The sequence below is a fragment of the Microbulbifer sp. A4B17 genome (assembly GCF_003076275.1).
GTDB lineage: Bacteria > Pseudomonadota > Gammaproteobacteria > Pseudomonadales > Cellvibrionaceae > Microbulbifer.
The window spans coordinates 4,845,481-4,870,422 of sequence record NZ_CP029064.1 but is presented as its reverse complement, the minus strand read 5'-3'; the positions used below and the strand labels follow the sequence as shown (position 1 = coordinate 4,870,422).

Sequence of the window (24,942 nt, the reverse complement as noted above, 5' to 3'; positions counted from 1 at the left end):
GTTCAGAGTTTACTGGCTGGAGATTTAACATCTCTTCTGGGCCATCTGAAATATTTTTAAATTCCGGTAGGTTGGTATAAGTGCGGAATTATAATCCCCCCCTGAAACCATTCCTCTCAATACTGTATGAGGATGAAGCACTACTGGTTTTAGAAAAACCTAGCGGGCTTCTCAGTGTTCCGGGAAGAAGCGCTGATCATAAAGACAGCTTAGCTAGTCGAGCGCAATCACTATATCCAGATGCATTAACTGTCCATCGATTGGACATGGATACTTCAGGACTAATCGTAATGGCGCGCAGTGCCGAGGTGCACAAGGCGCTGAGTATTTTATTTCAAAATCGTGAAGTTGAGAAAATCTACTATGCGCGAGTATGGGGTGTGCCTGAAAATGTAAGTGGTGAAGTGGATTTACCGCTTATTTGTGACTGGCCAAATAGGCCAAGGCAAAAAGTGGATTTTTCCGAGGGCAAGCCATCCCTGACTCGTTGGGAGAGAGTCTCCAGCTCTGAAAACAGTAGTTTAATTCGACTTATGCCAGTTACTGGACGCTCCCACCAACTCCGTGTGCATATGCAGGCAATAGGACATCCGATACTGGGAGACCCCTTTTATGCCCACCCCGATGCGTTGAAGGGAGCTTCGAGGCTATTATTACATGCCAGCGAATTGAATTTTTCTCACCCTACAAGCGGAGAAGCGCTATTCTTTACTAGCGAGTTGCCCGGAGAATTTGTAATTGAATAAGGTGACAATAGGGGTTGTCAAAGATATATAAAAAGGGCGGCCACTTAGCCGCCCTTTTTATCGGTTATTTTTTATTCTTCATCGCCGCCATCAAAATATCGCCCATGCTGCCACGGCCATTACCTTGGCCCCCTTTCTGGGAGCGGTTGCCCTGCTGTTTGTTGTAGCGCTGGGCTTGGCGGTTTTCGCGCTGGTCACCTTTTTTAATACCGCCACTACCCTGCTCACCGGGCTCGTCAGATAAACGCATGGAAAGGCCGATACGTTTGCGGGCAACGTCCACTTCCATCACTTTAACTTTGACAATATCACCGGCTTTTACGACTTCGTGAGGGTCTTTAACGAACTTCTCTGAGAGTGCAGAGATATGTACCAGGCCATCCTGGTGAACACCGATATCCACAAAGGCACCGAAGTTGGTAACGTTGGTGACGGTCCCCTCGAGTACCATTGCCGGGCGCAGGTCTTTGATTTCCTCTACGCCCTCTTCAAATTTCGCCGTGCGGAATTCCGGGCGCGGGTCGCGGCCGGGCTTTTCCAGTTCGGCAATAATATCGGTAACGGTAGGTACACCGAATTTTTCGTCGGTATAGTCTGCCGGATTCAGTCGGCGCAGGAAGCCGGAGTCGCCGATGAGGCTGTTAATTTCACGGCTATTTTTCTCGGCAATGCGTTTAACCACGATATAGGACTCGGGGTGTACCCCGGATTTATCCAGCGGATTTTCACCATTATTAATACGCAGGAAGCCGGCGGCCTGTTCGAATGCCTTGGGGCCCAAACGCGGAACTTCCATTAGCTGCTTGCGATTTTTGAATGCGCCGTTCTGGTCGCGGTAGCTGACGATATTGTTGGCAATAGATGCAGTCAGGCCGGAAACCCGAGCCAGCAGCGGTGCAGAGGCGGAGTTCAGCTCAGCGCCGACACCGTTTACACAGTCCTCGACTACGGCGTCCAGTGAACGAGCCAGCTGAGTCTGGGAAACGTCGTGCTGATACTGGCCAACACCAATGGATTTGGGTTCGATTTTCACCAACTCTGCCAGCGGGTCCTGCAGACGGCGGGCGATGGAGATGGCTCCACGGATAGTCACGTCAAGATCCGGGAATTCCCGCGCAGCGAATTCAGAGGCGGAGTAAACGGAAGCACCGGCTTCGTTAACCACAACTTTTTGAGCCGTCAGCTTATATTGCTTAATGGTTTCCCCGACGAATTTGTCGGTTTCGCGGCTGGCGGTGCCGTTGCCAATGGCGATCAGGCCCACATTGTATTTATTGCACAGGGCGGCAATAACCGCTGCAGACTCCTGGTGACGATTCTGTGGCGGGTTGGGGAAGATAGCGGTGTGATCGAGTATCTTGCCGGTGGCATCCACCACGGCGACTTTGACCCCGGTGCGCAGGCCCGGGTCGAGGCCGATGGTGGCTTTTTGCCCAGCCGGAGCTGCCAGCAGCAGATCTTTCAAGTTGCGGGAGAATACCTTGATGGCCTCCTCCTCTGCTTTCTCGCGCAGCTCACCCATCAGGTCAGTTTCCAGTGCGGTCAGCAGCTTGATTCGCCAGGTCCAGCGCACTACTTCGCCGAGCCATTTGTCTGCAGGGCGACCTTCATCGGTGATATCCACATGGCGGGCGATCATGGCTTCGCAGGGATGGCTGGAGGTTGGGGAGGTCCCCTCTTCTTCGGCGAGGCCCACACTGATAGCGAGTACGCCTTCGTTGCGGCCGCGGAAAATAGCCAGTGCACGGTGGGAGGGCACCTTGGACCAGTCTTCGGCGTATTCAAAATAGTCGCGGAACTTGGCCCCTTCTTCTTCTTTGCCTTCGAGCAGTTTGGATTTCACCTGTCCGTCGCGCTTGAGGAATTCACGCAGCTTGCCCAGCAGCTCGGCGTCTTCGGCAAAACGTTCCATCAGGATAAATTTGGCTCCATCCAGAGCGGCTTTGATGTCTTTGACGTGAAGGGTGGCGTCTTCGTTGTCGGTGTTGAGGTATTGCTCTGCTTCAGCTGCGGGGTCGAGGGAGGGGGTGTTGATCAGTGCATCGGCCAGCGGTTCCAGGCCAGCCTCGATGGCGATTTGCCCTTTGGTGCGGCGCTTGGGTTTGTAGGGGAGGTAGAGGTCTTCGAGGCGATTCTTGGTGTCGGCACTGTTAATTTGTTGTGACAACTCTGGAGTCAGCTTGCCCTGCTCATCGATGCTTTTCAGGATGGCAGCGCGGCGCTCTTCCAGTTCGCGCAGATAGCGCAGTCGGTCTTCCAAGGTGCGCAGCTGGGTGTCGTCCAGGGCCCCTGTCACTTCTTTCCGGTAGCGCGCAATAAATGGGACTGTGGCTCCTTCATCGAGCAGGGATACTGCGGCGGTAACCTGTTGTGGTCTGACATTGAGTTCTTCGGCGATGCGAACGTTGATATCCAGCATTTGATGTTTACATCCGTTTTCCGGGAAATTTCGTACCGTTAAGGGCGATGTTGGACCAGTAAGTAGCCTTTCAGTTTCCGTGGTATTTGGCGGGTAAACGAGAGGGCCCTTACAGGAGTAATTTTGGGTCGGCATTATGCGTTACCCGAGCGCAGCGAGGAAGGTTTGCGGCAGGACACAAACTTGTGCGGCAGTCTGCATCCAAATTGCCTCTTATGTGCGTCGAACTTCAGTAGAATGCGTGCTAACTAAAATTTGACCAATTCAGGTCAGGGAACGGGGTAGAGGGTACCTGTGAAAGTCTCGAGTAAAAACAAGCTGTTATTCATTGTATTGTTAGTCGGGGTGGCTGTTATTGCTGCGGTGGTTGTATTGAAACCGAAGCCGGAGGAAAAACCGCCAGAGGTGGTGGTACCGCCAATGGCCGATGTTCTCTATATAGAACCCAGTCGCCAGACACTGTTGGTACCTAGCCAGGGAACCGTTCATGCCCGCCATGAAATCGATGTGATTGCGCGAGTCGGCGGTGTGATCGAAAGCGTCGATGAGGCATTTGTTCCCGGCGGCTTCTTCAATAAAGACGCCCGTTTATTGCAGCTCGAGCAAGCAGACTATCGCTACCAGGTCACTCGCGCGGAATCGCAACTGGCAAATGCCAAGTCCGCCCTGGCTCAGGAGCAGGGCCATGCCAAGCAAGCTAAGCGCGAGTGGCGTGACCTGGGATCTGAAGCTGCCAATGCCCTGTTCCTGCGCAAACCCCATCTCGAAGCTGCCCAGGCTGCAGTGGAAGCAGCAAGGGCTGACCGCGACCAGGCAAAATTGGATTTGGAACGCACATCACTCAAAGCCCCTTTTGCAGGTCGTGTAGTTGAGACTTTTGTCGACCTGGGACAGTACATTACCCCCGGTACCCCTCTGGCAAAAATTCACAGCACCGGTATCGCTGAAGTCCGTCTCCCTCTGACCGATCAGCAGCTGGCGTTGCTCGATCTTCCCCTGGGTAAAACTATTGAGAATGGTCCCGCTGTGCGTCTGAAAGCTGTTGTGGCTGGACGTGAACACGAGTGGCGTGCGCAATTGGTGCGAACTGAAGCCAGTATCGATCCCAACAGTCGCTTTATTTTTGCTGTTGCCCAGGTACAGAAGCCCTATGAAGGGGATGTGCCGCTGATGAATGGCCTGTTTGTTGAGGCAGATATTGCCGGCAGAACCTTTGATGATGTTGTGGAGTTGCCCCGTCAGGCACTGCATGAAGGGGATCACCTGTTGGTGCTGAATGCCGAGAGTCAGCTGATCTACAAAACTGTTGAGCTGTTACAAACCATAGGTGACAGAATCTGGCTCCGCGGTGATATCGCTATGGGTGACCGAGTGATTGTTTCAAGCTTGGGCTACTCCCGTGAGGGTATGATACTCACCGCTAACCCCCTCAATGAGCGGCCAGCGGGCCTGGGGAGTCTCTCGGAGGATTCCGCAGAGCCTTCTGCAGTATCCGCTGCTGGTGATGCCGGCGGTGTTAGCAATGCTTCCCTGGGAGGCAAGTAATGAGCGGAATCATCCCGTGGTTTGCGCGCAACAGTAAAGCCGCAAATCTGCTGATGATTATGATAATCATCGGCGGAATCTTTGGCCTTATGAGTATCGACCGGGAGGTGTTTCCCACGCTGCAGTTGGGGATTGTAGAGGTTAATATCTCTTACCCCGGCGCCGGTCCGGCAGAGGTGGAGCAGCAGGTAACCGTTCGGGTTGAGGAGGCTATCTCCGAAGTAAAGGGTATTAAGGAAGTAAACTCCGCTTCCCGACGAGGTAGTGCCTCTATTGAAATCCAGGCGATGGATGGCTACGACGAGTTGCGATTGCTCAACGATATTAAGGTTCAGGTAGATAGTATCAATACCTTTCCCGACGGTATTGAGCGTCCCATTATTCGCTTGATTGAAGCTAACGCCGAGTTAATGATGATCGCCATCGGTGGGCCAGTCTCTGAGCGTCAGCTCAAGGAAACCACCCTGGATTTGCGCGATAAGCTCAACCTGATTTCCGGTGTGCGCAGAGTTGATGTTTGGGGTGATCGACCAGACGAGTTATCCATTGAAGTTTCCGAGCTGGATTTACGTCGCTACAACCTGAGCTTTAATCAGGTTGCCGACGCGGTGCGCCGCTCCTCCCTGGATTTGCCTGCCGGCATGGTGCGCTCGGACCGCGGTGATATTCAGGTGCAAACTCGTGGCCAGGCCTATACCGCTGAAGACTTCGAGCGTATCCCCGTAGTTAGCCGTGCCGATGGCTCTGTATTGTTGCTGCGCGATGTAGCGACAGTGCGTGATGGCTTTGAGGAATACAACAACGTTATTCGTTTTAATGGCAATCCAGCCATGAACCTTCGCATTATTCAGGGCGAGCCCCTGGATGTGGTGAAAACCGCTGAGAGAATCAAAGCGTTCCTGGAGGAGACTCGCGAGCAATTGCCACCGGGCATGGAACTGGATGTCTGGTTCGACTTCTCCAAGGCATTTGAAGGCCGCATGAATCTGCTGACTACTAATGCCCTGAGCGGTTTTGCCATGGTGTTTGTCATGCTGATGCTGTTCCTGCGCCCGGCACTGGCCATGTGGGTAACCGTGGGCATTGTTGTCGCTTTCCTGGGTGCTTTCTGGCTGTTGCCGGTGACCGGCGTCAGTCTAAATATGCTGTCATTGTTCGCCTTCCTGTTAATACTTGGGATTGTGGTGGACGATGCCATCATTGTTGGGGAGGCAGTGCATGCTGCCCACGATAGAGGTGAATCTGGCCTGGCTGCAGCTGAGCAAGGGGTGAAGCAGGTAGCTTCCCCGGTAATTTTCGCCGTGACCTCCACCATGGTGTTCTTTATCCCCATGCTGTTCCTGCCCGGCGTTACCGCACAGATGATGCTGGCCTTGCCGGTGGTAGTACTGCTGTGTCTGGTCTTCTCCCTGGTGGAATCCCTGTTGATCCTGCCGGCTCACTTGGTGGGCATGAAGCCAGAGAAACCTGCCAAATCGACACTGGGAATTAAATTACAAAACGTACGTAGAAGTTTTGCCGGTGCGATGAAGACGGCCGGAGATAAGTACTACCTACCTTTACTGGAAAAGTCCCTTAGCAATAGCCGCACCACAGTGATGAGCTTTATGTTGGCACTGGGTTTGTCGATCGCTGTTTTCCAGAGTGGTTATGTGGGCTCTTCATTCTCACCCCAGGTCCCCTCTGATTTATTGCAATTGCGAATTTCTATGGCCTCAGGTGAACCCTTCAGTGAAGCTGAACGGGTAATGGAGCAGGTACTCACCGCCGCTGATAAGTTGGAAACCGATGAGGGAATGCTGGAGCAGAACAAGGGTGAGTCGTTCTTGCAGAACTCCCTGGTTTTCAATTGGCGTGGCAACATCTATGTAACCTTGCAGCTTACCGATGGAGAGATGCGCGATGTCACCTCCGAGTCTTTAGCGTTGCGCTGGCGCGAATTGATTGGCGAGCTGCCGGCTAGTGTCGAGGACATGAATATTGATGCGAGCATCAACAATAGCAGTAATGGTATGAGCCTGAACCTGAGTACTGCCTCAGGGGATATGGGTGAACTGCGCGCTGCTGCTGATTTGGTTAAGGAAAAACTGGATAGTTATGTCGGTGTCTACGATGTGCGGGATAACCTGACCAGTGCCCGACGCGATATTGAAATCCAGCTGAAACCCTATGCCACTACGATGGGCATTAATCTCGCAGATGTGGCCAGGCAGGTTCGTCAGGGTTTCTACGGTGAGGAGGTTCAACGTATCCCACGTGGTCGTGAGGATGTTCGCGTAATGGTTCGCTACCCCATGGAGGAGCGCGCCAGTGAAGAGCAGATGGACCGTATCCGCATTCGCACCAACGATGGAGAAGTACCCTTCTCAGCGGTGGCTGATGCGGTTTATGTACCCGGTTATACCACGATTCGCCGCAACGATCGCGAGCGCACCGTGCGGGTATTTGCCGAAATAACGCCGAATACTTCCAGCGCGCAGGATATCCTTAAGGATATGCGCGAGACCCTGGTACCTGAGCTGGAGCGCCAGTTCCCCGGTTTCTCCCTGAGAACCGCAGGGGAAATGCAGGAGGAAGAAGAGTTTAACGGTGCTATTCTGGCCTTCTTTGTATTGTCCCTGTTCGGCATTTATGCACTGCTGGCGATTGCTTTCCGCTCTTACTCACAGCCATTGCTGATCCTTACTGCTGTGCCGTTTGGGTTCTTCGGTGCCTTAGTTGGCCACCTGTTGATGGGGCACAACATCAGCATTATGTCGATGCTCGGTTTCCTCGCAGCGGCGGGTGTGGTTGTGAACGACAACCTGGTATTGATGGATCGCATTAATCAGCTGCGCGCTCAGGGTATGGCGGTGATGGATGCGGTGGTACATGCGGGCCGGGATCGTTTCCGTCCGATTATCCTGACCTCAATTACTACCTTTATCGGTCTGGTACCGATTATGTTCGAACGGTCGATCCAGGCCCAGTTCCTGATCCCGATGGTGATCAGCCTGGCATTTGGCGTTCTGTTTGCAACGGCGGTGACTTTGATCTTGGTCCCCAACCTGTACAAAGTTATTGAGAGGTTACGCCCGAAGCACAACGTTGCAGTAGAAGACGATACCCCGGTCTCATTGGAGACTGTGTAGCGCAGGTGTTCAGGCGCAATGGTGGATCGCCTCCACCATTGCGCCTATGGGGTATAAATGCCTAAACTAACTGCCAGCAAAATGCCGACATTCCTGTCGGCTTTTTTATGGTGTTTGAATAGGATTCTCCCATGCGCATCCCGCGTATTTTTTCCAAGCAGCCTCTGGCTTCCGATCAGGAAGTAGACCTGGATGAGCTGGCTTCCCGTCACCTGGTAAAAGTGCTTCGCCTGAATGCCGGCCACCCTTTAGTTCTTTTTGACGGCAATGGCGGTGAGTACACGGCGGAGTTGATCGAGACCGGTAAACGGGCGCGTGCGCGCACGGGAGAGTACTGTGCAGAAGATCGCCAATCGCCTTTGGCACTGACCCTGGCGATCGGTATTTCCCGTGGCGATCGCTTCGATTGGGTGATACAGAAAGCCACAGAGATGGGAGTGGCGGCAATACAGCCGCTGTTTACCGAACGCTGTGAAGTAAAGCTTTCCGGAGATCGTTTACAAAAAAAACTGGGCCACTGGCGCCAGATCGCTATCAGTGCCTGCGAGCAGTGTGAGCGAAACCGGGTGCCGGAGATTGCCGAACCGATAAAGCTGGCGCAGTATTTACAAAGTGTGTCCGGTGAGGCTGAATCACAAGCCAAATTGGTATTGCATCACCGCACCGAACTGGATCTGCGCCAATGGCAGGCAGAGCGAGGTACACCGGAATCCGCCCTGTTACTGGTAGGTCCAGAGGGCGGACTATCGCAGGTGGAAATCGATGCAGCACTGGCGCAGGATTTTATGTCGCTGCGCCTTGGGCCGAGAGTAATGCGCACTGAGACAGCGCCGATTGCGGCATTGTCGGTATTGCAATTTCAATGGGGTGATTTGTAAGTCGCTGAAGGATTGGACTTAAGAGTATTCAGGGAGAGAAGAGCATGATAAAAGCGTTTATCTGGCTGTTGGGAATTGTCATCATTGTGTTATCGCTGGCGATTGTTGCCAAGCCGCAACTGGCGCGAAGTCTTAGTGAGCGTCTCAATGAAACCGGTTATGCCCTCTCCGCATGGGGGCGTATTATTGTTGGTCTTATCCTGTTACTGATCGCAGATACTCGCCACTGGTATATCTTATTTAATGCCCTGGGTGTACTGGTGCTGTTAAGTGGTGCCTATATGCTGCAGATCGGTTTTGAGCGGGGCAAGGAATTAGCGATTAAAATTTCCCGTGGCAATGAAAACTTCCTGCGCATTAGTGGTGTTATCGGCGTCATTCTCGGCCTGATGCTCCTTTCTGCGCGTTAACGATGTAGGTTCCCATGTCTTCTACCGATTTAGTTATCTTTGACTGTGATGGTGTGCTGGTAGACAGCGAGAGCATCGTCTGTCGCATATTGGCAGAAGAAATGAACCGCCTTGGCTTGCAGACCACCGCTGAGGAGCTGGATGAGCAATTCAGCGGTCGCCCGGCCAGGGACTGCCTGGTGGAGATCGAGAAGCGCTTTGGCGGGCCATTGCCGGATAACTATTTTGGCAATACGGAACGCCGTATCCGTGAGGCGTTTCAGCAGGAATTGCAGCCGGTTGTGGGTATCGAAGGCCTGCTCGACCAGCTACAGCAGATGGGCCTGCGCAGTTGTGTGGCCTCCTCGGGTTCCCATCAGAAAATGCAGCTGACGCTGAATAAAACCGGCTTGTACGATTATTTCGATGGGCGGATTTTCAGTGCTGATGATGTATCCCGTGGCAAGCCCTGGCCCGAGCTGTTCCTGCACGCGGCAGATGCCATGGGGGTGGCACCGGAGCGCTGCCTGGTGGTGGAGGACTCCATCGCCGGTGTTTCTGCGGCAGTTTCTGCCGGTATGCGAGTGGTTGGCTATAGCGCTCACCCAGTAAGGGGCCCCCAGCTGGAACAGCAGGGGGCCCGGGTAGTCACTGATATGATGGCGGTCCTGAACTTTATTTAACGGTCGCAGCGGCCGGGGCTTCCGGTTGATCAGCGCTCTCGCTGTTCTACACTGAATTTGACGTCGAGAAACCGGAAGCTGTACCTATGGCGGGTAAATTCTTGTCTGCCTGTTGCCTATTCTTATTGGCCTTTATCCTGGTGGGCTGCGATCAGTCCGAATCCTCAAAGAAATATATGCTCGAACCTGTCGATGGAATACAGTCGGGCGATAGTGAAAAAATTGCCCGTGAGTCGTCTCCGTTTGCCGATGAGCTGGTGAGGTTTTTACGGGGAAATAACCGGTCCATCGGAGATACGTTCCGCCTGCGCCTGGAGTTTGATCCCGGCGGTTTTGCCCCCCGCATAGAAACTATTGCCGATCTGGAAGCCTTGCTGGTGATCATGCGCGATTTTTCAGAGATGCGAATCTCCATTGAGGGGCATACAGACAGTGGCGGCGACGCGAAGAAGAATCTCAGCCTGTCTCAGCGCAGAGCGGATTGGGTAAAGCATTTCCTGATAGAGCGGGGCGTCTCTGCTGACCGTATGGAAGCGCAAGGCTATGGCGATACTGATCCGATTGCGGATAATGAGACAGAGAAAGGCAAGCGGGAGAACCGCCGCCTGATGATCCGGGTATTAAATTTTGATCGTGTTCCCAGCAAACTGCCGAGGCGCTAACCCCGAACAGTTTGCAGGTGAAGAGGTCGCTTTGGGGTAGTGTCTCAGCTTGAGGCATTACCCAGTTCCTCGCCGGGGTTTACCGGCGGCTTGGGGGCTTGGTTGGAAAATATTTTCTTCATCAATTTTCCGGTTTGGCGCAATCCAATAATACTCTGCGCCGTAAGCATACCGGAGATCATTGCACCGGCTACGCCGCAGCTCATCACATCCTGTCCTGTAAGGTAGAGCCCCTTGACCCGGCTTTTGGGTCTCAGCCAGGATTGCTCAAAGCGATTGGGGTCATGATCCAGTCCGTAGATTTCACCACGAGGATAGTAGCAGAAATAATCTGTGGATAGCGGGGTTGATAGCTCGTAGTAATCGATTTCCCCACGCAACTGCGGCATGTGCTTATACAGGTGCTCCAACAGGCGCTGGCTAAATGCCTCCTTCAGGTTCTCGTAATCATCTCCCCGCTTGCCCCAAGGCTTGCCGTGCCACTGGGCAAACCAGTCGTAGTTGGCTGGTGCCACGATTTCGATGGTGGCCCGGCCCGGGTAGCGCTGGGTAAAGGTGGGATCTTTCGCTGACGGGAAAGAAATATAGACCAGCGGTATTTCCTTATCCTGATCGTCGATAAAGGCCTGCATATCCTCTTCGTAACGATCGCTGGAATAGATCCAGTAATTCGTTTTGGGAAGGTTTAACTCTTCGGCGGTTTTTTCCAGACCGATATACAGACACAGGTGGGACATGGATCGATTGACGGTTTCCAGATCGCGGATATACCCCATGCGCTCACTGGTACTGCGCGGCAACAGCTTCTCAAAGGTGTTAAATACTCCTGCGCCGGAGACAACTAATGGTGCTTCGATTTCATGTCCGTCGGACATCCTTACGCCGCTGACCCGATTGCCATCCATCAGGATGGTTTCGACTTTGGCATAGGTAAATACATCTCCGCCGCTGGCCTGAACCTGGGGAATAATAGTTTCGGAAATTTTACTGGCGCCACCGACAGGATAGTAACCGCCATAAAGATAATGTTTGGCGATCAGCGCGTGAATAATAAAGCTGCCTTCGGATGGGGTCATGCCGTTATCACCCCACTGCCCGGTTAGCACCGAGATCAGCTTTTCGTTATTGGTGATTTCGCCGAGAACTTCGCGGGTGGTTTTATTGAGCCATGCGGGCTCGCGTAGTTTTTTCCACAGGCGTATAAAAGGCCCGCACCAGGTGGGTAGCATTTTTTCCATTGCCAGCCGCTGCATGGCTTTGGCGACTACCGCCAGTCGTTGCAGGTATTGCTCAATGTTTGCGCGCTCATCCGGGAAGTGGCTGACCAGCTCATCGATAAACTGCTGGCGACCGGCCTTCAGGTCGTATTGTTTATCGCCAATACAGATGCGGTCATAGGTGCTGTCCATTGGCGCCCAGTGCAGCTGGTTATTGGTGATAAAGTCGAAGATCTTGCGGGTCATGGTGGGGTGCTCACCCACATCGCCAATATAGTGGACGCCGACATCCCACTCATAGCCGTTGCGGTCATAGGCGTGGGTGTATCCCCCGGCAGTGTAGTGTTGCTCAAGGACAAGTACTTTCTTGCCCATGGCACTGAGCATCGCAGCACAGGTCAGTCCGCCGATACCGGAACCAATGATAATGGCGTCGTAATTTCCTTCCAGGCGGCTTGGGCGATAGCGCCGGCCAATGCGCAGCCGGCTTGGTTTTGGGGCACTGCGCTTCTTCTCAGGGGTCTCTGTCATGATGGCCTCGCCACTATTGTTTTTATTCCTCAACCATAGCGTCCCCTATTGAGCTATGCAATAAGTTGCATATTAATATTCTGGTTGTATATTGTGCGTTTTTATATAAATCATATACACTTTGTATATGTTACATATCAAGGTGAAAGTGATGGGTATCGTCAAGATATCGGATGAGCTGCACGACGAGATCCGCAAGGCCAGTACGGTGATGGCTCGTTCAATTAATTCTCAGGCGGAGTACTGGATAAAGATTGGGATGTTGGCGGAGCTGAACCCGGAATTAAGCTACAGCGAATTGTGTAAGAAGTTACTGCGTAATCAAGCGCTGACTCTGGAAGAGCTGACACGTGAGTGAAATAAAAATTAAGACTCCCGATGAGCGGGAATTAATGCGTCATTCGGGTCAATTGCTAAGCCGTGTATTTGCCATGCTGGATTCCTTTATTCAGCCGGGGGTCTCGACGATGCAGATCAATGAGCGGGTCGAGGAATTTATTGTAAAGGAACTCAATGCCCGCCCTGCCAGCAAGGGGCAATATGATTATCCCTACGCCCTGAACACCTCAGTCAACGAAGTAGTCTGTCACGGCATGCCAAGTGATAAGCAGCTGTTGCGGGAGGGAGATATCATCAATGTGGATATTACCCTGGAGAAATCTGGCTATATCGCGGATTCCAGCAAAATGTATAGCATCGGTACCGTGACCCCTATTGCCAGAAAACTGGTAACCACCTGCTATGAAGCTATGTGGGCCGGTATTGCCATGGTAAAGCCAGGAATTACCTTTGGTGATATTGGCCACGCAATCCAGCGCCATACCGAGCGCAACGGCTTCAGTGTCGTACGGGAATATTGTGGCCACGGTATTGGCCGGGAAATGCACGAGGCCCCGCAGGTTCTTCACTTTGGGCGGCCTGGTTCCGGTGAAGCTTTGCAGGAGGGAATGACATTTACCATTGAGCCCATGATCAATCAGGGAAATCGTAAAACCAAACTTAAGAAAGATGGCTGGACTGTAGTAACTAAGGATAAAAAGCTATCGGCTCAATGGGAGCATACGATTTTGGTAACCGGTGACGGCTATGAAGTGTTAACGCTTAGGAATGAGGAAAAATCCTCCTTACCTAAATAGTATGAAAATGGCGTAGATACCTTCTAAATAAAAATCGGCAGATAGTGAGACAGCGCATCTCCTCGCTATCTACCGTTTCAAAGGTTTACCTTATTCCAGGCAGGCTCTGCCGTTGCAAAGGTATTAAATACCCAGGTATTGGTTCCGCTACAATCGCCGGGATCGGTATCGTCCTCCAGGTCGTAGGGAGAGTTATTCAGGGATGTATTTCGAACAATTTTATTGAATTCACTACCCTCAATAAATATACCAATACCGCCTTCTGTATTACTTTCCACAACATTTTGTGTGATTAAAGTATTGGAAGTTAGCCTGACGGGAATACCCAAGCCGACATTTCCTGATACATGATTTAGGGATACCGTAGGAAAGTCTGCATTATCAAATTCATCGCCCTCCCCTACGGCAATTCCATCATTTAACCCATCGGTAACAATATTTGAAAATACATTGGTGAACTGTCCATTTACCTCAATGCCTTGATTACCACTACCGCTGATAGTGTTAAAACTGATGTTATTAAATAATCCTCTTAATTCAATACCTGAATTATCAATGTCGATAATAGTGTTTCGAGTTACGGTATTGTAATCTCCACGAAGCTCTGCGCCGTCCCCACTTTGAGTTATGGAAAGGGTATTGTCTCTGACTACGGTATTATTGGTTTCCACATAAATTAAATCACCAAACATATCGGTAAGAGTCATGGAGTAAATGCTATGAGACCCTTCACCTAAGGCAACTATACCATCACGACACCCGGTAACAGATCCGTTAAATACCTGCGCGCCAGTACCATTAAGAAGTATTGCTGCTTCTGCTAGATTATCCTCATCAATGCAGGTGAGTTGATAGCCGCCCATATCCAGTAACCCAGAGGGGCCTTCTACAGTTAAAACCACCTGATCTTGCTCTGTTACTGCACAAATAAGATCCTCTGTCAGTGTGGTTGGTGAAGTAATAGTATCACCACATTCAACGGCGACTGCTGACAATGGAATGAATAATTCAGAAAATATAGCCGTCGCGTACAATTTAAGTTTGTTCATCATGAATACCTCGCGAGGCGGATTTATAAGTAAAGGGGCTTTACACGATTTTGCTGCTAGTAAAATTTTTAGAATTTTAAATTGCTTTTATCTCGCCTGGATAATATTCAAATGAAATCTTTTTCTAATCCTTATAAGGATTCTAGATTTGGTAGTGATTCATTATTAATCTTTGCGCCAATTATTCATTACTGTCCTCATAAGATAAAACTATTTGACGCCTTTAGAAGTTGATAGCGCGCCAGCTCCTTATCGGCTTGACAGGTCTGTATTGGCTCAAGATATACTGTGTTTTTATACAGTATTTGAGGTGGGTTATTATGCGTCCAAGAATTATAGTTTTTGATAATGAACCCATAAGAATTTGCCGCTATAGATCCAGTTATGACAACCGCCCCATGTATGCGATTAGTATTTTGAACTATGAAAGATACGTAAGGAGGTTTTCTGTTGCCGTCGGAGTGGATCTGCGTAAGGAGCTGGAGCTAACCTTATGCCAGATGAGGGGAATCGAGAGTAGCTTGGGATGGCTGGCAGAGCATACTGAGAAAACTCTTTCAGGTAACTAGACTAAAACGGGAGATTTTGGGTGTGTAGTGTCTTCGATGTGAGTGATCATGCTGGCATGGAACGCTTTCTCGATACCTATGGTATTCGGGGTGCCGGAGATATGATTTACGGTAGACGCCGGAGGCCCACCCAGCAGGTGTCTATCGTAACTACAAGGAAGGGTACTCCTGAAATAGAAAACGCCATTTGGCATCTCTACCTTGAGAGACATGGTGATACTTGGCGGCCCCATAAAAAATACTGGTCCATCAACAGTAATTGGAAAAAATTGAACTCCAGACCGGAATACCGCAAGTCTCGCTGTTTAATACCCGCTACAGCCTGGGTGGAAAGTCAGGGTGGTAAGAACCCGGTGGAATTCAGTTATGGTGAGCCTTTTTTCTTTTGTGGTTTGTATAAAGTTTGGGAGAAATTATTAAGCTGCTCAATCATTACTTTGGACTCTCACCCTGCCACAAGGCGCTACCACGAAAAGTCGCTTCCCATGATTGCACCCAATCGCCCAGATTTTGTAGAGTCCTGGTTAAATTGTGCGGGGGGGACAGAAGATTTTAGCTCATTCCTGAAACCATCCATTGAGTACTCGGGGAAAATACTTACGGCTCATCCTTTGCTCAGGGCAATTTCTACGGAGTATATCGGGGACCCTATCCCCGTAATTGAATAATTATTTTCCCTGGGATATTGGGGTATAGAAAAATTTAAATTGCACAATCCAAATTGTACTCCCGGCGTGGTATATCAATTAGCTTCGTTCTTGAACTTACACTTCTTTCGTGAGGTGCAAAATATGCGCTGGTTTCATCTAGAAGACCTACAAAGCGATTAAGCCGATGTATTTGTTTTTGGTTTAAATTATCTTGAGCAAGAAGTGCATCGATTTCTGTGCTAGCCAGCTCCTTTGCTGCTATATCTTCTGGCAGGCCACTGCGAGTACATAATCCATAAGTCCCCTCAATAAAGTGTTGCCATTCCTCTTCGATATATTGAGAAATTCCGGATGAAAATTTTGGATTGCTGGATTCGTATCCTAAATTTCGCAATTGAGCTATTTTAGCCATGTATCGATTAGCAAAGCACTGATAAATAGAGTTAAAGTCTTGCTTAACTTCTATGATACCAATCCAGCTGGCGTAGCCTTTTGCAAAGTACTCAACTGCCTGTTTTTCGGAGTGGGGTCCAAAAAAGGATTCACACTCCCATTGAATATTGAGCTTATAAGAGGGCTTTGGCATAACACCCTCGTCATGGTAGCGCTGCAATTGTAGTTCGCTGATTTGAGTAGCCTGAATAAGCTGTTCTTTGGTTAGGAAGTGTTTATCCAGATAATTAAGCAATTCCACTGAATGTGCTCCAAGGTAGAAATCGAATGAAATTCTAGCGCCTGGAGCACTTAATACTTCGATGTGAGCCGAAGCATCTTTTCCCTTTTAACAGGTCTTGGAGAATTTATTCCTGCAGGAATAGAATATCCGTTCTAATAATATATTTGATTCCTCGGGTGATTGGAGTAGAGCTATGAATTCTGTGTAAGGGATGCATTCCATGGGGAAAGCACAGTACGGCCCCGGCAGGTGTGCGGACATCGATGTCTAATAAAGAGTCCCGACTGGGTTGTTTTAGGGGATCATCTGCATTCACCCTGAATCGGGTTGCACCACCTTCAAAATCTTCACTCAGCAGTACTAAAAACGTCATTTCACTATAGCGATCGGGGAAGCCATTGGTGATCAACTGGTTGTTGTCAATGCGGCTACCGGGCCAGGCGCCATCGGTGTGGAACTGGAAGAAATCTCCCTCACCATAGCGATAAAAGCGGAAACGCCGATTGATGCCAACAGCCTCTCTTCCACCAAAGTAACCATTTAAGTCCTGCGCCAGGTCTCGGCATCGCTGCCAGATCAGCCGCTCTGTAACCTCGTCAACCACCCAGGTCAGGTTGTCGTTATGGCGGACCTCCCGGGGCAGGGAGACGGCTGCATCCGGTAAATAACCCACCGCTTCAGTGATATCAATGAGCCGTTGGCATTCCTCTTTTGAAAAGACATTGAGCAATTGAAAGGCTCCGGGTACCTCGGCGATATCTCGTCGTGAAACCGCTTGCGGTGCTTGCTCGGCCAGCGCCGCCGGGTTTTTACTGCGAGTTGCCCAGGTAGGTAGGGCCGGATGTTCTGCTCCAGGTTCGCGAGCGATAACAAAAAAGTCATCCAAGTGGGTGACAGTATCAATACTTTCAGTCGTGGACATCTGCTGTACTTCTATAGAAAAATTTTTAAAAGACTTAGCGGTTTAAAACGGTAATTTGTGCAAACTGCCGGTGCCCTTCAGCTCCACCGTGGAAGCCAAAGCCACTTTGCTTGGCGCCCACCCAAGGTGAGCCGCCGGCGCCCTGATTGATGCCAATCATTCCCGCTTGCAGCTGGCTGGCGACTTGCTCGGCCTGTTTGCTTTCACCAAACACAACCGCACCGAGACCGTAAACAGAGTTATTGGCCCGCTCGATCACATCGTCCACTGAGCTAAAGCGGTCGATGGCTACGATAGGCCCAAAAGTCTCATCATCTTCCACCAGCATGCCCGGTCGAATACCACTGATAACTGTGGGCGGAATAAACGGCACCTGTGGATCGCGCTCCCCTAAAAGAAGCTTTGCGCCTTTATTCAGGGCATCGTGGATATGCTCCACCACCTTTTGGTGTTGGCGGTGATTAACCAAGGGGCCGATATCCACCTGTGGCTCCTGCCACCCGCCGACACGATATTGCTTCGCCAATGCCACCACGGCATTTTCGAATTTATCGGCAATTTTTTCGTCCACATAAATACGCTCTGTGGAGGTACACATCTGGCCTGAATTCTCAAAACTGGAGCCAACGGCAAATTGTGCAGCCTGGGGAATATTGGCGCTCTGCAACACGATCATTGGGTCATTGCCACCCAACTCCATAACCAGGCGTTTCAATGCCGGAGCGGCATTGGCCATAATTTTCTGGCCCGTTGTTCGCGATCCCGTAAAGGCGACCATATTGATGGGGGATTTCACCAGGGCTTCACCGGTGGCGCCATCGCCGTGAGCAATTTGTAAAATGTCTTGGGGCAGGGTTTGATTGAGTGTTTTCACCAATAAGTCAGCGACCAATGGCGATTCTTCTGAAGGTTTCAAAATCACAGCGTTGCCGGCGACCAGGGCGGGAACAATCAGGTTATTGGCCATGGCAAGTGGATAATTCCAGGGGGAGATAACCGCAACAACGCCCAGTGGTCGATATTGAATTTCGCTACCGCCACTGCGTTTTGCCCGCAGGGCCTCTCCGGCATCCCCCGCTAACCAGGCACCGCCTTGGACTACGCCGCCGGCTTCATACTGTGCACGCCGGGCATCTTTGCCCATTTCACGGCTGATAAGTTGTGCCAGCTCTCTCTCTTCCGCATTCAGTTTTGTGTAAGCCTGCTGAAGTAGTTGTACCCGCTCCTGAAGAGATTTACTCGACCACACTTGCTGCGCTTTGTGGGCTTTCTCCACCATGTCCTGAATATCTTGGGGCTTGCTGACAGGTAGCGATCCGATGGCCTTTCCAGTTAGTGGATCAATCGATCGAAGTATATTTTCCATAATGAGGTCTCACTCAATCCGGCCACTTTATTGAGTGGCCGGGTATTTTCTTAAAAGCGTTGGTGTTATTGGTCAAACAGGACAATAGTGCGAATTTCCAGGCTGGTTCTACGGGGTGCCCCTGCACTTCCCGGCAGGTCGAAAGCGCAGTGGGGAACACCGGTTACATCGCCTCGGTGCTGGCTATCGAAGACCCGCAGTAAAACGCCTTCGCCGGGCTGCATATCGCTAAACCAAATCCAGCGGTGAACCGGGTTGAAACTCAGCACCGAAATCTGCCCTTTTCGCTCTGGGTAAATTAATCGCATATTGTGGAAATCACTGGCGGCGACAGTGCGCAGGTCCACCATTGCCAACGGCGACTCCTGCACCGGGCGCAATAGGGGCAGCCAGAGATTAATAAACTGGTAGCGCGGGTAATCTGAGGGTTTGTAACCCCGGGCCTCCAGGGTTTCCTTTAGCTGGCGCTCTGCGGACCAGGGTGTGTAGTCGTTGTGCACCAATTTCACGGGGGATCGGCGACTGCGGCTCAGCTCTGGTGTCGCATCAGTCGATGGTTGGGCTCGCAACGTGTGGTCAAAGGTCAGTACCTTTGCTGCACCCAGGTGAGCGCCTATCCAGGATTCAATGGCTGGATACCATTGGGTGCGAATCAACTGGTCGCGCTCCTCAGGGCTGGGGCTACTCCCTGAGGGTTGGTCCAGCGCGTGTAGCGCATCATCCAGCTGGCGCAGGTTAATGCCGAGCATAGGGCGTACCAGCTCAAATCCCTGGGTATCGAGACGAAAACGCTCCCCGGCGGTTTTCAGGGCGCGACCATCGTAGATATGAACCTGCTGGGAAATAACATTCTCGACCAGATTGGCGGGCCCTGGGCCCTCTGAACGCTTGTCGTACACCAGATCGCTACTGGGATCAGCGTAGTGAATAATTGCTGTAACTAATTGATCCTGAAAGGAGGATCGGGCTGCGGTTTGCATAGTGAACTCTCCCCCCACCGAAGTGGATGCCATACGGGCCAATCTGCTCACAATGCTAGGGTTACGTGGATACAATGAAAACCAAGTAACAGTTGTGAGTGATACAGGTTTGAGCAGAAATCATCGGGCGAACCCACTGGAGAGGCTGGAGTTACGTCAACTTCGCTTAATGAACGCTATCTTGCGGGAACTGAATTTATCCCGGGTGGCTGACCAGCTGGGTGTGAGCCAGCAAACAGTCAGTGAACAATTGAAACGCCTGCGGGAAATATTTGATGACCGGCTGTTTATCCGCACCAGCAACGGTGTTATTCCCACGCCCCTGGCCGAGCGCCTGGCTCCGAAATTGGATGAGATCCTGAATAATGTCGCGGCGCTGCTGCGTGCGGATGAATTTGATCCGGCACAGCATCGGGGCATCTTTACCATCAGTGCAACGGACTTTGAGCAGCGGGTGGTACTGCCGGTTCTCCTCAAGCAACTGCGTCAGCAGGCCCCGGATATAAAAGTCGTGGTGCTTAAGTTGGAGATTGATCGCATGGCCCAGCAACTGCAAACCGGTGAAGTGGATCTGGTGTTTAGCACGCCGGGATTTGTGCCGGATAATAGTCCCAGTATGTTGTTGTATCGAGAGCACTACGTCTGCGTATGTTGTCAGCACACCGATATGCTGCACAGCGCCAATCAGCCTTTGGAAATGGAAGTGTTGGCGGCTTTACCACAGCTGGTGGTATCACCTTCCAGGGGAGATCTGCGGGGCATGGCGGATAGTTGGTTTGAGCAGTTTGGTTTGGAGCGCAATGTGGTGCTGTCTGTCCCCTCTTTTGCCGCCGCAGCCGAGTGCATTGCTTCTACCAATGCCGTTGCCTTTTTGCCCTCGCGACTGTTGCCTGACCCCCGACTCAAAACACTGCCTATTGTCGAACAGCCCCCGGGGTTTGATGTGATTGCCGCCTGGCATACTCGCAGTAGTCAGGACCCTTTGCACAAGTGGATTCGCACCCTGTTAGCACAACAATTTCCCAGTAATTAGTGAGTGAGGCAGCGCTGCTAAACTTGAGCATTCCAAGGGTTCAGGTAGTGGTCGCCATGCGTGTAGCATTTTTTCTACTGATATTTTTAAGCGCTTCTGTTTACGCTCATACCGATTTTACCGAGCAAATAGGTATCCCCCACTTATTTGCCAAAGACGCATTGGTTGAGGAAATTAAAAAAGTGGATTGCACCCTCTCTGAGGGGCGTAAGACCCAATGCTGGATGATTGTGGTAAAGGCTGAACCCAAACATAAAATGGGGCCCTGGTGCCCACGCAATGTTGTCGACCCAATTACGTCTGGCGGTATGATGTTTATCAAGCAGCAGATAGTGCCGATTGATGGACCTTTCGTTAAAAATGCCGCGACCTTTTTCTCTGATCCAAAATGGAGCCTATATGATCCCAAAACCGGGGCGATAAAGGTTACCGATTCGAAGCAGGCCTGCGAGATGGCCGCGCGGCCTGATGTGGCACCGCAATACAACAATTACTGCGTGGAGTGTTTGGCCAGCTATATGGGCCCAGAATTTCATACCCGCTACCTGATCCCCGTACAGCCTGAGAAGGCCAAGTCAAAGCAGAATCCCGATGGTTTTTCCGGTTATGGGGTCGCTTTTAATGGGGTTAAATTTGATATCAGCGCGCCCATCGGTGCAATTTTAGGCGCACACACCTTGGCGCCAGTGGATGCCTGCGGTGGTCATGTAAACCCCCATGTGGGCTATCACTACCACGCTGCCCTGGGTTGCAGTCAAGCCTACCCGTCTGCTGCAAGCCATGCTGCGATTGTCGGTATCGCTATAGATGGCTACCTGATCTATGCGCGGGAGAATGCCGATGGTCGCGAGCCTGACGACCTGGATGAATGCCGAGGCCATGAATTTGCCGATCTGGGTTATCACTACCACGCCAACCTCGCTGCAGAAAACGATATCCTGTACTGTCTTATGGGAGAGAGAGGCTGCGCCCTGGCCGGCAACCAAAGCCAATGCGATTTCTCCCATCGGGGACCCCCAGGGCCACCCAGGCGCTAACTAAGGCCCGATTGTTGCTTCAACTAACGGTGACGGCGTAAGTTTCAGTGCTCTTTATTGGTCCTGGTAACAATAAATAGCGCCAAATAACTGTCATTTAAGCCCCGGACTTGATCTGACCGTCAGGTTTCCTTCATGGCCCTGGGACATAATTCCTCTAACTATTTCAGGTAAACCGGAATACCAACTATGAGCAATGGTACGAATTTCTATTTGATCCGAATGGTTGAATCCCTAGGTGTGCTGGTGCGCACTCGCCTTTGGATGCAGATAGTGATTGCCATGATCCTTGGGTTAACAGTTGGCCTGCTGCTATCTCCTGAGGGGGCCGCGCTGGTAAGCCAGGATCTCAGTGCGGCATTGGCCAGCTGGTTTAAGCTGCCGGGCTCCATCTTTCTAAATATGATCCAGATGGTGGTGATACCGCTGATTATGTCCTCAATCATTCTGGGGCTCAGTGGCAGCGGGAATGTCAGTCAGCTTAAACGTGTCGGGTTGCGAATCGCCCCCTACTTTGTCGGTACCACCACCGTTGCGGTGATTATCGGGATTATCCTGGTCCAGTTGATCCAACCTGGCGACTATATCGATGAGTCCCTGCTTAGCGCCGCTACCGAGTTGCAGGCCGCGAGTGCCCCCCAGGTTATGGAGTCCAAGCCACTCCCCGAGCGTATTGCTGAATTGATTCCCGCCAACCTCAACGAAAGTATTGCCATGCGCAATATGTTGCAGCTGGTGGTCTACGCGATTTTTATTGGTGTTGCAGTGATGCTATTGCCGCAGAAGCAGCGGGAAACAGCGGTATACGCCTTTGGCATTATTCAGGAGGTGGCACTTAAGGTGGTTGGCTGGGCCATGCTGTTTGCGCCCCTGGCCGTATTTGGTCTCCTGGCAGATATCGCTATTCGCGTCGGTCTCACTGCAATTCTCGGGATGTCCGTGTACGTGGGCACCGTGATCCTGGGGCTACTAATCCTTCTCAGCTTTTACCTGATCATTGTCTCCCTGGTCGCCTCAGTTGGCCCGGTTACCTTTTTACAGCGAATTAGCGGAGTGCAGCTGCTGGCATTCTCCACATCCAGTTCTGCCGCTGTAATGCCCCTATCCATGCGTGTTGCGGAGAGCCCTTTGGGAGTAAAACCATCCATCGCTAAATTTATCGTGCCACTTGGCGCCACCGTGAATATGGATGGCACGGCGCTTTACCAGGTAATCGCCGCGGTATTCCTAACCCAGGTATACGGTATTGACCTGACAACTGCGCAACTAGTGGGCCTGACAGTGACTACTGTTGGCGCTTCAATTGGCTCTCCCAGTACACCGGGCGTCGGTATCGTAATTCTGGCGACAATTCTGGCCGGCATTGGCGTACCGCCGGAGGGCATTGCACTGATTCTGGGAGTGGATCGGATTCTCGATATGTGTCGTACAGCAGTGAATGTCACCGGAGACCTGACTGCTTGTTTGGTGATGGATAAGCTGCTGGGTAGCGATAGGCTGGAGGAAGCGACTACCCAAACTGCTTAACTTGAGAGGATATTAATGTTGGAGAGGGACTTTCAGGATCTCAAATGTACGAGTGTCCTTTTGTCCCTCAAAGTACTTTTCCAACACCTCATCAAATAACTTGTCGGTGGGATCTGCAATGGAAAACAACGTCATGGATGACTTGAGTTTAACGTCATCCGGCGAGCCGAATATTTGGTGAGCGGATAGCTTATTCAGCTGTAACAGCTCCCTGCAGCACTCTTTGAGCCGGGGCCCGAGCACAGGGTGTTCCAAATAAGCTCGGGCTTCTTCCAGGTTTTTAATCGCGAAATGCTCGGACGTCGCACTGTGCCCCAAGCCGGAGACCTGCGGAAATATGTACCACATCCAGTGTGAGCGTTTATGTCCGCTGTGCAATTCGCTTAAGGCGCTCTCATAAGAGCTATCTTGCGCCGTAACAAAGCGCTCCAGGTGAAATAATTGAGTCATTCCTTGCCTCTCCTTATTGTTATCTCCTAACAGGCCCAAGGTTAGCAGTATTAAATATGAGCGCGAGAGTGTGAAATACCTGCGGGCCGGCATTTCAACAATTATTCGACATTCATCATAACTTCAGTGAGATCGATTTCATCAAGCCCATAGGTGAATCAGGTGACGTACATTGCTGGATAATGTCTGATCTATAAGGGAAGCCAGTATTGAAAGTATCAGATATAGAATTTTCCTGCTGAACTTTGAATATACTGATTTTTCTTATTAACAAGTAATTACTAGGGTAGGATTCAGCCCGTATTTTATTGTTGAATTTATAATTGATATTTCATTGGTCGCATTTTCAATACTAATAGTATATTTAATTACTAAGTTTTTAGTCTTGCCAGTCATTAGTGTTGCTGAAATTATTTGTGAATATCTATCTGTCGACAATAGCATATGGTGATTTAATTCAGTGTTGAAATAAATATGTAAAATATCTATTAGTTTATCTCAAGGGAAATGAAACTAAACTAGATAGGTGTTGGGGGTTGAGGGAAAAATGATTTGAGTCCACAAGGAGATTACTTCCAAAATACCCGAAAGGAGAAATATGAGATGACAAAGTCTGAATACGACTCAGTGGCGCGACAGGTTATGACGAAGAACTATGAGACCTGGCTCGCTAAAGATCATGACGGGTGGAGAAGCACCTTCCATGATGATGTTACGTTCATTATTGAACCGGAAGGCGCCTTCACAATCCCTTGGTGTGGAGTTTACGTTGGCTTTGAAACAGTGAATACATTTAATGCTGTTATGACAGCATGTATGTTGTGGGATCTGGATAAAATATATTATGGAAATTTTAGGCCGAATTCAGCTGACCCAGAGAATAACAATTTATGTGAATTGGATGTTAATGTAATTGGGATATTTGCTCCAACAGGGAACAAATTTGACTTTTGGATGCACTATTACGTTGAGGCACGTGATGGGGTTTTATATAGATTATTAAAAACCTTCGATATTAATGATGTGTCAAGACAGTTTTGGGGAAGTTCGCAGCTTCCAGTTGGCCAGGCGCTGGATGTATTAAAAATTAAAAAAATGTCCAGTAAAGATGTTCCTTTGAGTATTGCATCTGTTTTAAATACAGATTGGCAGTAACTGGGGGGCAAAAGTTAATATTTTTTAATGTGGGTGATCCTTTATATGCTTCAATTAATGTTGTCATTGTTTATATATTTTAATTTTTTAATTCTTTCGAAATATTTAACTGTATATTCGAAGTCAATATTGTCTTTATGAAATTTTAAGCTTGCTGATTTTGATTAGCAGTTTAGATATCTTTTCTATCT

At 50.4% G+C, this 24,942-nt stretch carries 22 protein-coding genes; 14 read left to right on the top strand and 8 right to left on the bottom strand.

What is annotated here, in order from left to right:
* The first annotated feature begins 80 nt into the window (after positions 1 to 80).
* On the top strand, positions 81 to 746 hold the full coding sequence (locus BTJ40_RS21330; protein ID WP_108734971.1) for an RluA family pseudouridine synthase: 666 nt from the start codon (positions 81 to 83) through the stop codon (positions 744 to 746).
* A gap of 64 nt (positions 747 to 810) precedes the next feature.
* Here the strand turns inward: BTJ40_RS21330 and BTJ40_RS21325 are convergent, their stop codons facing one another.
* Positions 811 to 3,165 (bottom strand): Tex family protein, encoded by a 2,355-nt coding sequence (locus BTJ40_RS21325; RefSeq protein ID WP_108734970.1) that lies wholly within the window; start codon positions 3,163 to 3,165, stop codon positions 811 to 813.
* 294 nt (positions 3,166 to 3,459) lie between these two features.
* Here BTJ40_RS21325 and BTJ40_RS21320 point away from each other — a divergent pair, with 294 nt between their 5' ends.
* The 6 genes from BTJ40_RS21320 to BTJ40_RS21295 all read left to right on the top strand — a co-directional run bounded on the left by BTJ40_RS21320 (position 3,460) and on the right by BTJ40_RS21295 (position 10,453).
* A complete protein-coding gene (locus BTJ40_RS21320) occupies positions 3,460 to 4,710 on the top strand; it encodes an efflux RND transporter periplasmic adaptor subunit (protein WP_108734969.1) in 1,251 nt (416 codons plus the stop codon).
* Positions 4,710 to 7,841: an efflux RND transporter permease subunit gene (locus BTJ40_RS21315; RefSeq protein ID WP_108734968.1), complete on the top strand. Its 3,132-nt coding sequence runs from the start codon at positions 4,710 to 4,712 to the stop codon at positions 7,839 to 7,841. The genes BTJ40_RS21320 and BTJ40_RS21315 overlap by 1 nt, the downstream gene beginning before the upstream one ends.
* Positions 7,842 to 7,972: 131 nt before the next feature.
* Positions 7,973 to 8,719 carry a 16S rRNA (uracil(1498)-N(3))-methyltransferase gene (locus BTJ40_RS21310; RefSeq protein WP_108734967.1) on the top strand — a complete coding sequence of 249 codons (747 nt, stop codon included), beginning with the start codon at positions 7,973 to 7,975 and terminating at the stop codon, positions 8,717 to 8,719.
* A 44-nt stretch (positions 8,720 to 8,763) separates the two neighbouring features.
* Positions 8,764 to 9,129: a hypothetical protein gene (locus tag BTJ40_RS21305; RefSeq protein WP_108734966.1), complete on the top strand. Its 366-nt coding sequence runs from the start codon at positions 8,764 to 8,766 to the stop codon at positions 9,127 to 9,129.
* 14 nt (positions 9,130 to 9,143) lie between these two features.
* A complete protein-coding gene (locus BTJ40_RS21300) occupies positions 9,144 to 9,791 on the top strand; it encodes an HAD family phosphatase (protein WP_108734965.1) in 648 nt (215 codons plus the stop codon).
* An 86-nt stretch (positions 9,792 to 9,877) separates the two neighbouring features.
* On the top strand, positions 9,878 to 10,453 hold the full coding sequence (locus tag BTJ40_RS21295) for an OmpA family protein (RefSeq protein WP_108734964.1): 576 nt from the start codon (positions 9,878 to 9,880) through the stop codon (positions 10,451 to 10,453).
* Between the two features lie 44 nt (positions 10,454 to 10,497).
* On the opposite strand, the gene BTJ40_RS21290 is transcribed toward BTJ40_RS21295, so the two are convergent.
* Complete coding sequence (locus tag BTJ40_RS21290; RefSeq protein WP_108734963.1) at positions 10,498 to 12,201, bottom strand: NAD(P)/FAD-dependent oxidoreductase; 1,704 nt, start codon at positions 12,199 to 12,201, stop codon at positions 10,498 to 10,500.
* 151 nt (positions 12,202 to 12,352) lie between these two features.
* Between BTJ40_RS21290 and BTJ40_RS21285 the strand changes: the two genes are divergently transcribed.
* Together BTJ40_RS21285 and map are read left to right on the top strand one after the other, a co-directional pair.
* Positions 12,353 to 12,559, top strand: a complete 207-nt coding sequence (locus tag BTJ40_RS21285; protein ID WP_108734962.1) for a ParD-like family protein — start codon at positions 12,353 to 12,355, stop codon at positions 12,557 to 12,559.
* A complete protein-coding gene (map, locus tag BTJ40_RS21280; RefSeq protein WP_108734961.1) occupies positions 12,552 to 13,337 on the top strand; it encodes a type I methionyl aminopeptidase in 786 nt (261 codons plus the stop codon). The genes BTJ40_RS21285 and map overlap by 8 nt, the downstream gene beginning before the upstream one ends.
* A gap of 77 nt (positions 13,338 to 13,414) precedes the next feature.
* Here the strand turns inward: map and BTJ40_RS21275 are convergent, their stop codons facing one another.
* On the bottom strand, positions 13,415 to 14,386 hold the full coding sequence (locus tag BTJ40_RS21275) for a right-handed parallel beta-helix repeat-containing protein (protein WP_157954187.1): 972 nt from the start codon (positions 14,384 to 14,386) through the stop codon (positions 13,415 to 13,417).
* Positions 14,387 to 14,975: 589 nt separating this feature from the next.
* Here BTJ40_RS21275 and BTJ40_RS21270 point away from each other — a divergent pair.
* Complete coding sequence (locus BTJ40_RS21270) at positions 14,976 to 15,623, top strand: SOS response-associated peptidase family protein (RefSeq protein WP_108734959.1); 648 nt, start codon at positions 14,976 to 14,978, stop codon at positions 15,621 to 15,623.
* 34 nt (positions 15,624 to 15,657) lie between these two features.
* Here the strand turns inward: BTJ40_RS21270 and BTJ40_RS21265 are convergent, their stop codons facing one another.
* The 4 genes from BTJ40_RS21265 to BTJ40_RS21250 form a co-directional block, all read right to left on the bottom strand.
* Positions 15,658 to 16,299, bottom strand: coding sequence for a DUF6058 family natural product biosynthesis protein (locus BTJ40_RS21265; RefSeq protein ID WP_108734958.1), 642 nt, complete (start codon positions 16,297 to 16,299; stop codon positions 15,658 to 15,660).
* Positions 16,300 to 16,405: 106 nt separating this feature from the next.
* On the bottom strand, positions 16,406 to 17,203 hold the full coding sequence (locus tag BTJ40_RS21260) for a 2OG-Fe(II) oxygenase (RefSeq protein ID WP_108734957.1): 798 nt from the start codon (positions 17,201 to 17,203) through the stop codon (positions 16,406 to 16,408).
* Between the two features lie 34 nt (positions 17,204 to 17,237).
* Positions 17,238 to 18,569: an aldehyde dehydrogenase gene (locus tag BTJ40_RS21255; protein WP_108734956.1), complete on the bottom strand. Its 1,332-nt coding sequence runs from the start codon at positions 18,567 to 18,569 to the stop codon at positions 17,238 to 17,240.
* Between the two features lie 65 nt (positions 18,570 to 18,634).
* Positions 18,635 to 19,549: a CmcJ/NvfI family oxidoreductase gene (locus BTJ40_RS21250; RefSeq protein ID WP_108734955.1), complete on the bottom strand. Its 915-nt coding sequence runs from the start codon at positions 19,547 to 19,549 to the stop codon at positions 18,635 to 18,637.
* 1 nt (position 19,550) lies between these two features.
* Between BTJ40_RS21250 and BTJ40_RS21245 the strand changes: the two genes are divergently transcribed.
* The 3 genes from BTJ40_RS21245 to BTJ40_RS21235 all read left to right on the top strand — a co-directional run bounded on the left by BTJ40_RS21245 (position 19,551) and on the right by BTJ40_RS21235 (position 23,146).
* Positions 19,551 to 20,582, top strand: coding sequence for a LysR family transcriptional regulator (locus BTJ40_RS21245; protein WP_238152087.1), 1,032 nt, complete (start codon positions 19,551 to 19,553; stop codon positions 20,580 to 20,582).
* Between the two features lie 56 nt (positions 20,583 to 20,638).
* Positions 20,639 to 21,619, top strand: coding sequence for a YHYH protein (locus tag BTJ40_RS21240; RefSeq protein WP_108734954.1), 981 nt, complete (start codon positions 20,639 to 20,641; stop codon positions 21,617 to 21,619).
* Positions 21,620 to 21,808: 189 nt separating this feature from the next.
* Positions 21,809 to 23,146, top strand: coding sequence for a dicarboxylate/amino acid:cation symporter (locus BTJ40_RS21235; RefSeq protein WP_108734953.1), 1,338 nt, complete (start codon positions 21,809 to 21,811; stop codon positions 23,144 to 23,146).
* Positions 23,147 to 23,158: 12 nt separating this feature from the next.
* Here BTJ40_RS21235 and BTJ40_RS21230 read toward each other — a convergent pair whose 3' ends face one another.
* The gene (locus BTJ40_RS21230) at positions 23,159 to 23,596 is read right to left on the bottom strand and encodes a DUF1810 domain-containing protein (RefSeq protein ID WP_108734952.1); all 438 of its coding nucleotides are present in this window, start codon (positions 23,594 to 23,596) and stop codon (positions 23,159 to 23,161) included.
* A gap of 603 nt (positions 23,597 to 24,199) precedes the next feature.
* Between BTJ40_RS21230 and BTJ40_RS21225 the strand changes: the two genes are divergently transcribed.
* Positions 24,200 to 24,751, top strand: coding sequence for a nuclear transport factor 2 family protein (locus tag BTJ40_RS21225; protein WP_108734951.1), 552 nt, complete (start codon positions 24,200 to 24,202; stop codon positions 24,749 to 24,751).
* Positions 24,752 to 24,942: the final 191 nt, after the last annotated feature.

What these genes read in the sequence shown, in the direction of transcription:
- BTJ40_RS21325 (WP_108734970.1), bottom strand. Translation starts at nt 3,165, where the DNA reads ATGCTGGATATCAACGTTCGCATCGCCGAAGAACTCAATGTCAGACCA.
- BTJ40_RS21315 (WP_108734968.1), top strand. Translation starts at nt 4,710, where the DNA reads ATGAGCGGAATCATCCCGTGGTTTGCGCGCAACAGTAAAGCCGCAAAT.
- BTJ40_RS21310 (WP_108734967.1), top strand. Translation starts at nt 7,973, where the DNA reads ATGCGCATCCCGCGTATTTTTTCCAAGCAGCCTCTGGCTTCCGATCAG.
- BTJ40_RS21305 (WP_108734966.1), top strand. Translation starts at nt 8,764, where the DNA reads ATGATAAAAGCGTTTATCTGGCTGTTGGGAATTGTCATCATTGTGTTA.
- BTJ40_RS21300 (WP_108734965.1), top strand. Translation starts at nt 9,144, where the DNA reads ATGTCTTCTACCGATTTAGTTATCTTTGACTGTGATGGTGTGCTGGTA.
- BTJ40_RS21295 (WP_108734964.1), top strand. Translation starts at nt 9,878, where the DNA reads ATGGCGGGTAAATTCTTGTCTGCCTGTTGCCTATTCTTATTGGCCTTT.
- BTJ40_RS21290 (WP_108734963.1), bottom strand. Translation starts at nt 12,201, where the DNA reads ATGACAGAGACCCCTGAGAAGAAGCGCAGTGCCCCAAAACCAAGCCGG.
- BTJ40_RS21285 (WP_108734962.1), top strand. Translation starts at nt 12,353, where the DNA reads ATGGGTATCGTCAAGATATCGGATGAGCTGCACGACGAGATCCGCAAG.
- BTJ40_RS21275 (WP_157954187.1), bottom strand. Translation starts at nt 14,386, where the DNA reads ATGAACAAACTTAAATTGTACGCGACGGCTATATTTTCTGAATTATTC.
- BTJ40_RS21260 (WP_108734957.1), bottom strand. Translation starts at nt 17,203, where the DNA reads ATGTCCACGACTGAAAGTATTGATACTGTCACCCACTTGGATGACTTT.
- BTJ40_RS21255 (WP_108734956.1), bottom strand. Translation starts at nt 18,569, where the DNA reads ATGGAAAATATACTTCGATCGATTGATCCACTAACTGGAAAGGCCATC.
- BTJ40_RS21250 (WP_108734955.1), bottom strand. Translation starts at nt 19,549, where the DNA reads ATGCAAACCGCAGCCCGATCCTCCTTTCAGGATCAATTAGTTACAGCA.
- BTJ40_RS21240 (WP_108734954.1), top strand. Translation starts at nt 20,639, where the DNA reads ATGCGTGTAGCATTTTTTCTACTGATATTTTTAAGCGCTTCTGTTTAC.
- BTJ40_RS21235 (WP_108734953.1), top strand. Translation starts at nt 21,809, where the DNA reads ATGAGCAATGGTACGAATTTCTATTTGATCCGAATGGTTGAATCCCTA.
- BTJ40_RS21230 (WP_108734952.1), bottom strand. Translation starts at nt 23,596, where the DNA reads ATGACTCAATTATTTCACCTGGAGCGCTTTGTTACGGCGCAAGATAGC.
- BTJ40_RS21225 (WP_108734951.1), top strand. Translation starts at nt 24,200, where the DNA reads ATGACAAAGTCTGAATACGACTCAGTGGCGCGACAGGTTATGACGAAG.